Source organism: Zhongshania aliphaticivorans (assembly GCF_902705875.1).
GTDB lineage: Bacteria > Pseudomonadota > Gammaproteobacteria > Pseudomonadales > Spongiibacteraceae > Spongiibacter > Spongiibacter aliphaticivorans_A.
The window spans coordinates 1,961,895-1,977,214 of sequence record NZ_CACSIK010000001.1; the positions used below are offsets into that span (position 1 = coordinate 1,961,895).

The window sequence follows — 15,320 nt, forward strand, 5'->3', positions numbered from 1 at the left end:
ATTGCGATAAATAGTTGTCATTTGTACACCTTGAGTAATTGTAAGCACGCCTTCACGTACTGGAGTACTATAAAAACAGCCGCATTCGCCCCTTTTTGAACGGAGCCGATGGCAAACTTCCCCGATTTCAAGCTTCCAAATATTTTCGATCTCGTTTCCTAAACGCCGGCATAGTGCCTTCGAGTATTTCAACTATAGCCTTATTGACTATCGCGCTCTCAATTGAACCCGGATTGGCCGATACTCGGTGGTCTTTATCTTTTGCTATATTTACATGGATGACCTGCTCCGCATCTGCGACAACAGCAAGATTAGGGTTATGAGTTACCATGAATATTTGTCGCCTTAGCTTAGCCTTTTTAATAAACGGAACCAAAATTCTAGAGACGCTTTGATTATCGAGATTATCCTCAGGCTGATCGATAATAAGTGGCTTATTATCCTTATCCAGCAACAGATAAAAAATCAATAGTAACGCTCCTTTCTCACCTGGAGAAAGTTGCTGCAGCTGCTTTCCACCCATTTCAAGACTATAAGCTTCATCTAAGTAGTCCAGTGAAAACAGGTAGTCATACATACCGCTCAAGTCCTGAACCTGATCATCAATATGCATCGACTCTTTCTTGTTTATATTGCGGTAATCGACCTCCAGATGATCAACAAGCGAGCCAACGAATTTAATAATACCGTCGGGATTCGATAACTCTGCTGAATCAACCAGCGATTTCACCATCATCTGCCCCTGCTCTTTTCCCGAAAAACTCCCTTTGAGTTTTTGGTTTACAAATGACAAAAATCGCCTAGAGAAATTGTCGTTTATTTCAAAACAGGATTTGATGGCCACATCGTATTTACCTAGTAAATCATGGTTTTCCCTCAGGGCTTCATCGATAGACTCTTTTATCAATCGATATACATCTACCAGCCTCGATTTCACGGCAAAAATTTGACCAACAAGATCTGAACGTATAACTCTAAGCCTATCTATTTCCAGCTGTAATCCATTGCGGATATAACTAAGGCTTTCTTGCAAACCAACAAGTGCTCCTGGATCCTCTTTCGACCCTATAATGGCTTCGCGCTTTGTTCGCCAATCTGCTAAGTCGGCAAGGTATTTTTGATATCGTTTCTCGGGTGCTCCAAGTTCGCTCAGGACTTTGGCTCTCTCCGCAATCAATTGATTCAGCTGATCACGATATCCTTTATTCTCATCAGTTCCATCACCATCCAGTAAAACCGATACCGTATTTATCCTATCAGAGTAGGCGCTGGACTTTTCATCTATAGCTTTATAGTTGACACTAAAATTGACAATTATATCGAAAGATAAATCATGCTCCGCCAATCCAGTCAATATGGAATTTTTTTCCATCCCTACTGCACTTTCAAGCGCTGAAATTTTTGATCTAACCTGCTTCAGCTTTTCTAACTGAGTTGAAACTTTGATTAATTCCGCTTCCCTGCTGTCTATTTCGAGCTGGATAGCATCAATCTGATTTTGCAGCTGGTCTAATTGCTTGCTCTTTTCAGACTGGGCTTCACTCTTCTCTCCGGCATTCGGGTTTTCAACTTCATCGGGTGCTATTACGTCATGTGCATCTAGCTCTCCTTGCTTGATCTCTAGCTTGCTCTTGAGTCGAGAAATATATTTCTCATTTCGCTTTGCCTCTAAAGAAGAAATTTTCGCATTAAGATCTTTCAAGCTTCCTTGGATGGCCGACACCTCCGTAGCGCTATCGCCTTTCAATCTTTCTACTAGCTCATCAAACGTGTTACAGCCATAACGCTTTGCAGTCGGTATATGTGAAAAAACGACTTGCTCCAGCTCACGCCGGAACCCCTCAACCTGATCAATTTCAGAACAAAGCGACTCGAAATTATTTTGTGATAGATACTTAACACGCTCTTCAACTGAACGGTCAATATCCTCACCCAAAGATCTAGACCTTTCGGTACCATCATGCCAGTACATGGTGGCATTGAATTTTGATGCAAGACCGCTTTTCTTGAATTTCTTTGCCGACAAAAACTCCAACTGCGTTGAAGTTTCACCACATAACGCCAGTATGTCTGCTAATGCACTTTTCCCCGATCCTTTATTGCCAATGATTGCTACAAGTTGCTTATTAAACGACAGCCGCAATCCATCGAACCACACACCATGCTCATGGTTATAGCTATCAACTGAATCAATCGTTATCGCTTTTATGTATTTGGTTTTATTCTCCTTAAAGACCTGTAATGCCTCAGGAGATTCGCCAATATACACCCTGTCCTCTGGCTCATTTAGAGTTTGCATTAATCCATTAAAATTTGGATCTGCCTTTACCCAGCAATATCTTGATTCCGCCGGCTCAAATATTTTTTCTAAGGAGTGCGCATCACAACCATGAAAGCAAGGTTTTGGCTTGCCGCACTTCAGCTCGTAATCGTCTATTTTCTCACCGTAAAAAAACTCGATATCCCCCGGTCGCGATGAAAATATTGCGTCAGACATTTTGTAGATTTCACGACGGTGGGGTTCTAACTGAGACTGATTTGAACTATCGAAATAATCCTTGTGTTGACCTACTCCAGAGGCGCCATCACTAGTTTTATTCGAAACAACTACTAACGTGTTTTTCCTAAGTACAGGATCTTTCTCAAACAACAGCCTCAAATCAGCCCAGCTAACAACGAAGTGTTCAACTCCATATTTATATGCTTCCTCATCACTGATCGAGCTATCACCCTTTAAGTCCCTCCCATATGCACACAAATCATTGCGGGTAGCAGAATATTCACGATCACCCTTAACCCTTATATTTTGAAAAAAACGCTGCTCGATTTCTGAATCAAACACTGGATTAAAAATACAATGGATATTAACCGGCTTACCATTACCCGTGACAGGTGTTATTCGCAATTCAACGTTAGGCAATACCATTTCAAAAATCTTAGTGATACGACCAGAATCAACCAACCCTTTAAACAGAAAATAATTTTCGATTGACCAGTAATCTGTAACCCCAACTACAGCTATATCCGTCTCGTAGCTGTTTATCGCATCGCAGTATTTATCCCATTTTTCATCGATATTTGCACCAGCAAACTGATCATTCTTGTTTGTACCCGGTGTATGGATGTGAAGATCCCATCGCCTCCATTCAGCCCCTTCCCTGTATTCCTTTACCATCTAAATACTCTCCAGATATGCTAGTACGTTTCAAAGGTGTCTTGGTAAGCCAAACCGCTGACACTATTTGCTTAGACTTGGGCCAATAAGCCCTTGTTTAGAAAACTCTCCGAGATTAAACCAATATCAGTAGCCCGCGGATAAGGCAGCCCCTTTGGGTGCCGTCAGAAGTATGCTTCAGACAAAGTTTGACTGTCGCATAGTACTAAGTGCCAACTGGAAACAGTATTCGAAGTTTATGTGGAAACTCAACCCGAATGACTATATCGAAATGGCTTACAGCTCTTACTCATGACCTGCTTACATTTGCGTCTCGGCAAGTTTCTAACTTCACACCACGGACATATTCGCCCAAGTTATCTTCTGCCTTGATTGCATCAACCATTCAGTGCCTCATTAAGGTTGGTCACAACATCGTAATCAACGCCAAGCGCTTTGAAGTGCTTTTCACCACAGGCGATTTTGTCTTGTTCTGACTCTCTCAGCTCGACCTTGTTGCGGGTACTCTTGGTCTCACGCACTAGGTAAAGCTTTTCATCACCGTCAGTCACCAACGCCCAGTCTGGGTTATAGGGGCCGACAGGAGTATCAACTTTAAATTGCGGTGGGAGCTTGCAGTAGAATTTAATCCGCTGGTCATTGTCGCAAGCTTTGGCGAATTCCTTTTCGACTTCCGAATCATACTCCACATAGTCGTAAAGTGTTTTGTCGATGTTATCCACTTCGTACAGGTTGTGGATGTACCGAGTTATTCCCTTCTCTGCTTCTGTCTCTATTTGATGCATCTCGTAACAGAGGCCACCAATTTTCTCATACTCAATGCCCTTCACCGTGACATGGTGTAATTTCTGCTGAATACACTCGGTCACTTGATTGATGAATACCTGAGGATTTTCGATAAAGTCTTTCAGGCGGCCTGACGTCTTGAGTATCTCAACCAAGGTGGAGCGAGTCAGTTCGGTATTGTTTTGCAAATAGGCCAATAGGTCAGGTAATGCCGGTGCTTGACTGATTTCACGTACACCACCTGAAATCTGCTCCCCCTCAATACCGGCCTTGGACACTTCCTGGCGATACAGGGCTGTGGTGATTCGCGTCCGCTTAATGACGGGCATATCTGCAATAGCCTTGGCTGTTTCAGCAATCAGCTCATTAGTATCGAATTGTACACGGTAGCGGGTACGCTGGCTGATTTTGTCCCACAGCTCGCGGAAAACAGGGTCGAGTGTGACGTTCTTTCTCAACTTCAGGGTACGAGGGTCTTTCTTTGCGTTCACCACACGGTTTTTAAATACATACTTATTCAGCTCATCTACGACTTGAGCCCGCATGTGAACGAATTCCTCTGGCAGCTCAAGCACGAAACCGGGATCCTTCGGATCAAACTTGTCCGTTACTCGCCCATCATCACTCAGGTAACCATTTTCCTTAAGGCTATCGACAATCGACTGGGATGCCTCCTGCCCCAAGGCAGTATGCTGATGCGCCTCGGTGTTAATCAACAAGGCAAATGCGGTTTTATCAACCTGACCGAAGCTGATACCGTAATCATCCTCGTATTCGGTCTGCAGCTGATTGGCAAAATCATCGTAGGATTCATTGGCAATGACAGTCAGCCGGTTCACGGAACTATCATGCACCCTATCTCCATGCTGATTTACAGGTAAGCGCAGGCCTCGGCCAATCTCCTGCCGTTTTTTGTCCTGAGATTTCGTTTCGTTAAGGGTGCATATCTGAAAAACATTGGGGTTGTCCCAACCTTCTCTCAATGCCGTATGGGAAAAGATAAAGCGCAACGGCTCTTCCTCGGAAAGCAGCTGCTCTTTGTTTCGCATAATTTTGGCGTAGGCATCCTCATCATCCTTGGTCTTTCCCGTTGTATCCTTCGCATTACCTTTCCTATCCTGAGAAAAATAGCCATCGTGGACCTGCTCTACCGGAAATTCCAATACCCCTTTGTACATGGGCTTTTGGGTTAACTCTTGGTACGCTGCGTCAAACCATTGACCAATCTTGCCGAGACTGGTTGAGCCGTCATCGCCATAGACGCGGTAGTTAGCCACCTTGTCGATAAAGAAAAGGGATAGCACCTTAATGCCTTTACCCTTAACAGCCAGTTCTTTCTTGAGGTGCTGCTCTACAGTCTCATATACCTGAGCCCGCATTAGCTCATCACCCAAGCCACCTAGCTCTTCACCCAGCTTGACGACTTGCCCATTAGCAAATTCCACATGCTCCAAACCGGGCTCGCAGCTGATATTGGCAACCATCCAGCCGTTTTCATATTCCTGCCGCTCTTTGGACTTTAGAAACAGATCATCACCTTGCTTTACGGTTACATTCTTTTTGGCAGGGCCAGCCTTTTCCTGCATGTTGATTTGCAAGCTGGCTTTTATCCCCTTCTTGTTATCGACCTTTTTCAACCCGACAAAGGTCGAGTTAAAACTTTGATCTTCTAATAGACTGGCGACCTCAATCCGCTTAACCAAGCGGAGGTCATAGGCTTCAATTGGCCCAAGGCTGTACAGCAAGTTATAGGGGTTCTTATGAGTGGCCGAATAGCGCAACGTGCAAAGTGGATTCAGATTATGCAACGCCTCAGAGCGCTTCGTTTGCACCTTACTGGTATCCCCTTCTACAGATTGAGGCTCATCAATAATCACAAAGGGATTAGTGGCACGAATAAAGTCAATCGGCTTGTTGCCACTCAGCCGGTCATTCTCACGGTTCATGATAGCCAGCTCTTTATCGAAAGCCTGGATATTCACCACCATGATTTGAATTTTGTTGCTACTGGCAAACTGACGAACTTGGCCGAGCTTCTTTGAGTCGTAAACGAAGGCATCAAAGGGCACCTGATCATACAGCTCTTTGAAATGTTCACGCATGATCTGAATGCTTTTCGTCGTACCCTCTCGGATAGGGACACTGGGCACTACGATTATAAACTTAGTAAAGCCATAAGCCTTGTTCAGCTCGAATATGGTACGCAGGTAGACATAAGTTTTCCCCGTACCTGTTTCCATCTCCACTGAAAAATGCGGTACCTTGCAAGGCATATCGCTGCCCTCAAAGCTAAAACTGGTGCTCTCCAGCTCCGCTTGCTCAGGCAAATTATTACCCACCTGCACTTTTTTAACGTTTTCGAGTAACTGAAGCTCTGAGAGCAATAGCTGATTCGCTACTGCGGGAATACTACTGAAGCTACTACCAACCATCTCAGATTGGTTTAACTGACTGCCGCCAACCTGCTGGCCGACTGAAACGGAATAGGTCTCCTGTGCTAGTGGCTGCTCTTCAAACAGACGGATAACCGATTGGATTGCTTCACGCTGGTAGTCCAAACCTGCATCGAACTTGAGTTTCAATACTGACATACTCAGACCACCTTGAACACTAATTCGGATTCAGAGTTCTGGGACTTCGCCTTGAAAGTATAGACTGCATTAGCCTTAAGCTGATCATTACCATTGAAGGCTTTATCGAGACAGATGAATTGCATTGGCTCAGCACTTGCTACCGCGTCGATTAGATCAGCCGTCAAGTTATCCTCTAGACAAATCAACAACGCGCCTCCCGCAACTGAAAAAACTCGCCTTCCGCCTAGAACTATTTCGTCAACCTGATCCGTAAGTTCAAACCCTGCCTTCAACAACAATTCGTATAGTATTTCTTCCTGAGTAGCAGCATCATCAATATTATTGACATACATTTGAAGCTGCTCATTCAAAGACTCGACTACATCATTCGAAAGCTTATCCCAGACGGAAAAATTAGAAGCATCTAGCTTATAAACCTTAAACCCTAAATCTTCAGGTACTTCTTGAAATGACAGTTGGCGCGTATCTTTAGAAAGAAACTCTGCCACTCTCCTAATTCTTTCTTTTCCTAAATCGGCGATGGTTCGATATCCAGATTTACATGCTTCCGAATCGTCTGCACAAGGCTCTGGTAGCTGCACAAGAATAAATCTTCGCTTCGCCTCTTCCGCGTGATTCATTTTCATAACTGCGTGGGCAGTAGAACTTGAGCCAGAAAAAAAGTCTAAAATAACGTCACCATCACTGGTAGCCAGACTTAACATTCTCTCAATAAGTCTCGTCGGTTTAGGATTACTAAATATATCTCCAGAACCAAACAACTCTTTTATTTCCTTTGTCCCTTCCTGGTTATGCCCAACCTCATCATTTGGCCACCAACTCCAAGCCATCATTCCATCAGATTCAGACAAAAATCTTTTGAGCCGAGGCCTGTTATTCCCATGTTCGCCAAACCATATTCTGTCGTCTTCTAATAACTTGATAAAAGTCGCTTCAGAAATAGCCCAACATCGTCCGTCAGGCGGAGAATACGTAACACCCGTTGGCGTTTTAACTTTATAAAACTGACTAGGAGTAGCGTGTCCAGTTTGCCCGGTTAAATTTTCCGAAGACCAAGGTCCACGAGGATCTCTATCTGGATTTTTATAAGCCGCCTTTCTTGTTTCCTTTAATGGCAGCTTATTTAAAGAACGTCTCGCTTCCTCAGCCGACTTAGCATAAATCAATACATAATCATGACCCGCACTAAGATGTGCTCTCGAATCAGGTGAAGTTCTTTTTTGCCACACAACGGAAGCTATAAAATTTTCCTCACCAAATATTTCATTACACATTCGGCGAGTATTTTCTACTTCATTATCATCAATCGATATAAAAATAACACCATCGTTTTTAAGCAGATTTGCAGCAAGGTACAACCTTGGATACATCATATTCAACCATTTTGTATGGAATCTTCCTTCTGAAACTGTGTTTGTCGAAAATTTATTCCCGTCGCTGTCGCTTAATCCAGAGTAAGCTAGGTATGTATTTAGCCCCTCCCTAAAATTATCTGGATATATAAATTCCTTACCAGTGTTATATGGCGGATCGATATATATCATTTTCACCTTGCCGTAATAGCTTTTCTGCAAGAGTTTCAACACTTCCAGGTTGTCACCTTCGATAAACAGGTTCTTGGTGCTATCAAAATCGACAGATTCTTCCCGACACGGTTTCAGCGTTGCCCGTGTCGGCTCCTGTATCAATTTCATACAGTCACGCTTACCCGGCCAGTCCATGCCATAGCGCTCTCGACGACCTTCATATACATCGCTAAACGTTCCAAGCTCCGCTTTCAGTCGTTCAAAATCAACAGTCTCGACAACTTTTCCGTTAGCATCAGTTGTTTCAGTAAAAACGCCGGGAAACATCTGCTTCAGCTCTGTTCTACGCTGCTCAGCAATATCCATTGTTTCTCCGCTCATTACTTCGGGTTTATCGGTCATTGGTTTGGTTCTCTGTTCTTTTCAGCTTGTTCTGAAGTTAGTTTTGGTCGCTGTCCATTTGACGCTCAAAGGCTTGTATAACAAGCGCCATGACATGCGGTATATCTTCTTGACAGTCTAATCCGACCTCGACATCTCCATTTCCCCAGCGCCCTAGACTGGTAACGTCTTTGCACAAACCCCGAGGGTCGTCTATTTCGGCAAATGGCATATTGAGGGATAGGCGCAACCTCTTAGTTTGGGGCACTACATCGACAAAATTGGTTTCAGCTTTGAATGCCACATACAATTTCTTGAACTCTTCGGAAACGCAAGGGTCGATCTCCAATACTTGTTTACGAAATACTTGGAAAATCTCTGCCATACTCCCCTTTTGCAAATGTGTGTGATCATCAATTGTATACTCAGCGGCTTGTTCTTTTTCCGGCTTATAGGCTTCAACAATATCTTTCGGCAACTGAATTACTGGCCATACTTTCGTCGCCTTATCAGCAAGTTGCTGCGCCCTATTTTTAATTGCGTTCTCATTCCACTTTGGTTCTGCCGCGATGCCTTCATTCATTTTTAGTGGGCTATATCTGAAACCGTATTCGTGTTCACATTTGGCCTGAAAGGCATTGTTACTGTATTCAGAGTTATAGCCCGTTAGCGTCAGGTTACCGAGAGTATGGCGGTGCGTTTCCCATACTCGCTCCCACTCCTCTCCTAGCTCGGTGCGCCAAACATCTGGTAATTTTTCCGCCTTATTATCGGCTTGGGGCATGATATGCTCGATGGTGTATTCGTCAACCAAAATACGTTCTTTACGCTCGAAATTTTCCATACGCCGAAGCCAGTAGCTTTTGCTGCGGAAGTTGTAGATATCTTTTGATTGAATTTTTCGCTGAAACTCTTCGTCACTGGGAAATCGACGATAAGACGGCAGAAGTAAAAATGAAGCCTTTAGACTTTCCAGATAGCGATCTTTCTTCAGGCCAATGCTCATTCGCGAAAACGTCTTGTTCATTGAGTTAGTAGGTATTTCGCAGATAGCCCGCCTGAAGACGTAGCTCTCGATCATCCTGACGGCTGCAAGGAATTCAGATTGACTCAACAGCTGATTAGCGTAATCAGAATACAGCTCCAACAGGAGCGGATATGCCACCTCGACTTTTAGCTCACGTACATCTTTGAAGGCTAGCTTCAACTTGTCGTCCTGCTCTTTACCCAAAGCAAACGCGCAGAAGTAAACAGCATAATTCCTAATGTCTTTGACCAGATTCTCCACTCCGCCCTGTGCCACACCGGGCAGCCGGGAATACTCTTTAAAGACTTCGTACACATCACCAATCTTTGGGATTTCTCGGGTCTTAACCGTCAGGAAGTGCCGCATAAAGCTATCGAAATAATCGCTGTAGGCTTGCTGGCCGAAGGCCAGCTCCATAGGCCGCCAGTATTGTTCATACAGCTGGGTTTGCAGGCCCGGCTCCAATCCCATCAATATATAGTTGCGGATAAGGTCTGCCTGACTCAGCTCCTTACCCGTGGAGTTCATACTTTCAAAAATCAACTGCGGATTGTCCTGCTCTCGGTTCAGCGATATATCAACTACCATCAACTTTGCTAAACCCCTGCATATCGGCTTCAGGTCATTCAGTTTTCCCAGTTTGGCCTTAAAATAGTCGTAGTTCTCCACAACTCGAATCGACTTGTCATCAGGCTGCTCATGCCCCTTGATAATCGCTTTCAACGATTTGTCATCTGTTTGTGACAGAACCAGCTTGAAAAACTTGTCCCCAGATTCCAGTGGATTGGTGAGGTAATAACCTTTCAACTTGTTTTGACTAAAATCTTCAATGGGTTCTTGATCACCCATTACTTCGGTCAGTGCCGCTATTAGCAAGGTAATTGTTGTAAGGCGTTGCTGCCCATCAATCACTAATAGCGGGGTCTGAGAAGACACCGAGTAAAGCCCTTTTTCGACATATACCACTGACCCCATAAAGTGAGCTGCAATCTGGTCGTTGCCGCCACTGCGAAGAATGTCATCCCATAGCTGCTGACACTCTTTTTCACGCCATGAATATGTGCGTTGGTAAATGGGTATAACGAACTGTGGCGACTTTTTCAGAAACTCAAGCAGCTTTGCTTCTGTTGCTTTCATGCGATCTGTATTTCCCTGTTATTTATACAAGCTTCCATTTTATTGAGAACAGCCTTTGATCCTGAACATCCATCTTTAGTTTGGACTCAATACTGTCTAACAGCCCATCTTTCCGAGTTTCTATCTCTTTCGCCTGCTGATCATATTCACGCCACGCTTCATCTCGTTTTTTTTCCAGCTTTTGAGATCGACGCTGGTGGGCAAGCTTTTCCGGCAGATTCTTGGAACCACGGATCAGTTTTTTGAGATCCTTAATTTGCCCATCATAGTCCTTAAGGTTGCCTTTCAGGGCTTTACGTTTGTCGTCTGCCCAGTTGTCGAGCTTATCCATTTCCTGCTCGAAGAGTTCAGCATATCTCCCTTCTACATCACCCAACAACTCTGTCTTTCTGGACTGGTAGACTTCGTCAAAATCCTGAGTGGGAATTTCCCTCTGTTCTATTTGAGCTTCTAGACTAAACAACCGCTGCATTTGTTCCTGGCTCAAGGCCTCACCTGTCTCAGTGTGGCCGACGAACACAAGGTGATCCTCGCTGTCTGCGCCATTAATAATAAGCTTGTATAACGCCAAATCACCCCTCTGACCGATCAGTGGCTCTAAGCTGTAAGATTTCTGAAGGCTGTTGCTGTAGTCAAAGGCCAATTGGGCAGTGACCAACGTTTGGCTCACTACATGACCAATAAGGTACTGGGCAAGAGGGTGACCTACACGGTATATATGGGTATCTTCGAGACCTTTACCAATCTCGTATAGCCCTAAAGGAATTGAAGATGTCGCACCTTTTGGCAATTGTTTCAAGCGAAAACGGTTGTAGCCGTCACCGGACAGGGAAAAATCAGCATAGTTTTTTAAACCATGCTGGGATAGCTTCCATAATAGCTGGCCATACTTATCCAGGTAGCCTTTACTTTCCTCTAAATTGAATTTGAGTTTGTCATGGACTTCCGCATCGAAGTTTTCCAACAGCTTTTGGCGTGTTGAGTCCATTGCCTCGTTGATTTGCTCATCTAGCTCGACTTGAAGTGCTTCAAACTGCAAATCGATCTGCTGTGGCTCCCGGCAAGTTTGATAGATTTCGACAATCCTGTTCTCGAAGTCGATACCTGACTCTATAGCACCGAGCACTTCATCACTTGCACCAAAGACACCATTGAACAAGTTGAATTTCTCATCCAGCAGTTCGTATACTCGTTGATCGGCCGCATTGGCTTTATTAAGAAAGTTAATGACTACTACATCGTATTTTTGACCATAGCGATGACAGCGGCCAATACGCTGCTCGATGCGTTGCGGATTCCACGGTAGGTCGTAGTTCACCAATAGCGAACAGAACTGCAAGTTGATACCTTCGGCAGCGGCCTCAGTCGCTATCATAATTTCTGCATCGTTCTTAAAGTAATCAACCAAAGCCGCCCGCATATCGGATGTACGAGAACCAGTGACACGATCACCGTCCCGATAGGTTTCTACCCAGCTCCGGTAAATCTGCTTCGATTGTTCATCATTGTTGCTACCATTAAAAAGCACTAGCTTGTCGCCATAGCCTTTCTTCGATAGTAAATCCACGAGATAGTTTTGGGTACGACGAGACTCCGTAAATATAATCGCTTTGCGCTCTGCCCCCAAATCCTTCGCTTTGGTAAAGCCCGCCTGCAATGCCTCTATCAAAGCCAAACCCTTGGCATTTTCTGAAATAGACACGGCGAGGTCACGAAAGACAGTTAGATCGTCAATCTCTTTCTCCATCGCCGCTATATCATCTTCAGTTAATGGCTCTTGCTCATCTTCAACACCATATTCGTCTTCGTACTCTTCCAATAGTTCAAAGTCTTCTTCTATCGACTCCAATTTCTGCACTAGCTTCTGATTTTCCCGTATCTGCCGATACAGCTTACTTACTAGAGAGTCCAAGGCACCAGCGATAGCGAACGTAGAAGATGCTAACAGTTTCCGCATTACCAATGTCATCAACTTTCGCTGCGCATTGGGTAGCGCACACAACTCAGGACGCTGAAGATAGTCAGAGACCATATCGTAAAGGTCTTGTTCCTCTTGCGATGGCCAGAACTCTTGGGTGATTGGCTGCCGATTGGTGTACTTAACATACTCCAGAACCTGTCTGCGTAGTGTGCGATGACACAACGGTTTCAAACGGTTCTTTAGCGATTTAAACTGAACATCTGAGCTAATACGGGAATATTGTTGTTTGAAGCTTTTCTCGTCGCCGAACGCATATTCATCTATGAAACTGACAAGTCCATAAAGCTCCATGAGACTATTTTGCAATGGTGTAGCTGTGAGCAGTACTTTAGGTACATTGGTGAGTGCTGTGCGTAATGCACGAGCGGTTTTGTTCTGAGTCTTGTATACATTGCGCAAGCGGTGGGCTTCATCTAGGACGACCAAATCCCATGCCACTAACATCAACTCTTCAGCGTGCCGAGCTGCAAAGGGATAGGAACAGATCAAAATCTCGCTGTGGAGAAACGGGCTGGAGTTACCTGATTTTATGGCATCTTTATACGACTTGGCTTCAAGAATTCGGGATGGCAAAAAAAACTTGTCCGACAACTCCTGACTCCACTGCTTTCTCAAGCTGGCAGGTACGATGATCATCATACGCCGCTTTCCTTCAGCCCACTTCTGCGAAAGCACTAATCCCGCCTCGATAGTCTTTCCCAAACCGACTTCATCGGCCAAGATTGCACCATTAGACAATGGGGATTTAAAAGCGAATAGAGCTGCCTCTACTTGATGGGGGTTCAAATCTACCTGAGCATCCATCAGAGTACCGGCAAACTTTTCAATACTGTCTGAAGAACAGCGTTTACTCAATTCATGAGCATAGTAATTGGCGTGGTAATCGGTTATTGGCATCCCGGCCTCATCTCCTTAGGGTGTGGGATTTGGCCAAAGTTTGCATTGAAGGCAGCTTCAGCGACCACATTCTGTTCTAATTCCGGCAATTGCAACTCACCAACCGTAATTCAGCAAGCCGATGACGAATTCTTTATTTTGGCTATCCTTTTTTCAGCAACACTATCAATAACTTAGCGGCCGGTACATCCAATTTAAGCTCCAGACTTCCTATCACAAATGACAATCTTTCGAATATTTACCATAGATTCATATTACATGCCCCTAGGTTGACGTATGTCTCGTGAATGCCAGGCGCAACCTATAAAACCTTAGCGACATCTAACCTAGCCGTATTAACACTTTGTTTTTTTATATTATTCAGCTCACAAATAGAAGTGAGGGGGCTATATCCATAGCATCACAAATTTGAAGCAATTTCAGTACAGTGATGTTTTTTTCACCACGCTCTATACGCCCCATATAGCTTCGATCAAGCTGAGCTTTATTCGCCAGCGCTTCTTGCGAAATTCCACGCTTCTTTCGCTCTAATCTAATCCTGCCACCAAGCTCTTTCAGGCGCTTGTCTGCCATAGTATTTAGCCCAGACCCTAAAGGTAAGAACTATCACTAATTGCGGCCTGAACAACCACGGCATATAATACCCATTTTAAGCACGTAGGTGAACGAATATGGAAAGACAACCATTTGACAGAGAAACGGCTCTGATCTTTGTTCGAGATCTTACACACCAAAATATCTATGACTTAACGGTAGAGCATAAAAAAATAGCGTATTCAAAAAAGCGGGCTAAATTTTTTCTTGGCGCGTATCAGCAGGAGTTTCGATACACCCTTTTTGAAGGAGGTTTGAATTGGGTAGATACTCACGTCCCCTACTGGGAGCGTACTGGTGAGGGATTGAAAGAAAATTTAATAGAGTATTTAAACGGAATGCATGACCTACTTACCGAATCATGGGTTGGCTTGCCGGACTAAATTAGATTAAAACCCGCAGCATATTACCTAATATCAGCCTCAAAAAACTTGTAAATATGCTCTAAGAGCGAAAGTGGCAAATTATTAATATCACCCTCTAAAATAGCCTCTATACAAATAGACTGTGTTTGAATTTTTTCGGCTGCGTCTTCTGTCGTAATATCCAGCTCAACTAATTGATTACGAAGGTAAATTATGAGACTCGCACGTCTTTCTAAGTCTTTCGACTCATCACTATTTCGCGACACAACATCAAAAAAATTATCGTAATCGACATACATAGATACTCTCCAAAATATAGTCAAAGAGCTTAACTAGCGACGGTCAAAATCCATTCTATGAATCGCCATGAATTCCCGTAATCCAGACAAAGCTCTACTAGCAGTTAAGGGTGGATTCTCAAGCATCTCCTTATACGCGGCATTTAAGCCAACCAAAAAGCTTTTAGAAAGTGGCTTACCAGAAAAATCATCTAGACTTGGCGAAAATTTCAGACCAACAATTTCGCAAAATAGCTTTTCCAAACCCTGCGGCCTAGCTTCGACAGCTTCAAATTTCTGCTGTTCTTCCTCTGATCGTCCACATGGAGAATACCAGAAACCAAAATCATCAACACCTCGCCTTCGATCACCCGCGAGACAAAAATGAGAAATTTCATGTAAAAGGCTTCTTGGATAATTTTCCTTAAAAAAAATAGTAGCATTAACACCATCTTTCGGGGCTCTGTAATAAGGCTCGTCAGCACCACCAGAGATTGTAAGATCAGGAAACACATAGAAAAACGCATCGATCAAACACTTACAGTATTGATCGTCTATAAAATCAGTGTTCATTCAGCA

At 44.0% G+C, this 15,320-nt stretch carries 9 protein-coding genes; 1 reads left to right on the top strand and 8 read right to left on the bottom strand.

Annotation, left to right across the window (positions count from 1 at the left end):
* Nucleotides 1-127 precede the first annotated feature (127 nt).
* The 6 genes from AELLOGFF_RS08950 to AELLOGFF_RS08975 all read right to left on the bottom strand — a co-directional run bounded on the left by AELLOGFF_RS08950 (nucleotide 128) and on the right by AELLOGFF_RS08975 (nucleotide 14,077).
* Nucleotides 128-3,175: a TrlF family AAA-like ATPase gene (locus tag AELLOGFF_RS08950; protein WP_159268420.1), complete on the bottom strand. Its 3,048-nt coding sequence runs from the start codon at nucleotides 3,173-3,175 to the stop codon at nucleotides 128-130.
* A 377-nt stretch (nucleotides 3,176-3,552) separates the two neighbouring features.
* A complete protein-coding gene (locus tag AELLOGFF_RS08955) occupies nucleotides 3,553-6,552 on the bottom strand; it encodes a DEAD/DEAH box helicase family protein (protein WP_200842629.1) in 3,000 nt (999 codons plus the stop codon).
* 2 nt (nucleotides 6,553-6,554) lie between these two features.
* Entirely contained in the window at nucleotides 6,555-8,483 is a 1,929-nt protein-coding gene (locus AELLOGFF_RS08960) for a site-specific DNA-methyltransferase (protein ID WP_159268421.1), read from the bottom strand.
* A 37-nt stretch (nucleotides 8,484-8,520) separates the two neighbouring features.
* Nucleotides 8,521-10,626 (bottom strand): DUF262 and DUF1524 domain-containing protein, encoded by a 2,106-nt coding sequence (locus tag AELLOGFF_RS08965; protein ID WP_159268422.1) that lies wholly within the window; start codon nucleotides 10,624-10,626, stop codon nucleotides 8,521-8,523.
* Nucleotides 10,627-10,648: 22 nt separating this feature from the next.
* Nucleotides 10,649-13,504: an SNF2-related protein gene (locus AELLOGFF_RS08970; protein WP_159268423.1), complete on the bottom strand. Its 2,856-nt coding sequence runs from the start codon at nucleotides 13,502-13,504 to the stop codon at nucleotides 10,649-10,651.
* Nucleotides 13,505-13,864: 360 nt separating this feature from the next.
* The gene (locus AELLOGFF_RS08975) at nucleotides 13,865-14,077 is read right to left on the bottom strand and encodes a helix-turn-helix domain-containing protein (protein ID WP_159268424.1); all 213 of its coding nucleotides are present in this window, start codon (nucleotides 14,075-14,077) and stop codon (nucleotides 13,865-13,867) included.
* Nucleotides 14,078-14,175: 98 nt separating this feature from the next.
* Between AELLOGFF_RS08975 and AELLOGFF_RS08980 the strand changes: the two genes are divergently transcribed.
* The gene (locus AELLOGFF_RS08980; RefSeq protein ID WP_159268425.1) at nucleotides 14,176-14,481 is read left to right on the top strand and encodes a hypothetical protein; all 306 of its coding nucleotides are present in this window, start codon (nucleotides 14,176-14,178) and stop codon (nucleotides 14,479-14,481) included.
* Nucleotides 14,482-14,504: 23 nt separating this feature from the next.
* Here AELLOGFF_RS08980 and AELLOGFF_RS08985 read toward each other — a convergent pair whose 3' ends face one another.
* Together AELLOGFF_RS08985 and AELLOGFF_RS08990 are read right to left on the bottom strand one after the other, a co-directional pair.
* Nucleotides 14,505-14,762: a hypothetical protein gene (locus AELLOGFF_RS08985; protein WP_159268426.1), complete on the bottom strand. Its 258-nt coding sequence runs from the start codon at nucleotides 14,760-14,762 to the stop codon at nucleotides 14,505-14,507.
* 33 nt (nucleotides 14,763-14,795) lie between these two features.
* The gene (locus tag AELLOGFF_RS08990; protein ID WP_159268427.1) at nucleotides 14,796-15,314 is read right to left on the bottom strand and encodes an elongation factor P hydroxylase; all 519 of its coding nucleotides are present in this window, start codon (nucleotides 15,312-15,314) and stop codon (nucleotides 14,796-14,798) included.
* Nucleotides 15,315-15,320: the final 6 nt, after the last annotated feature.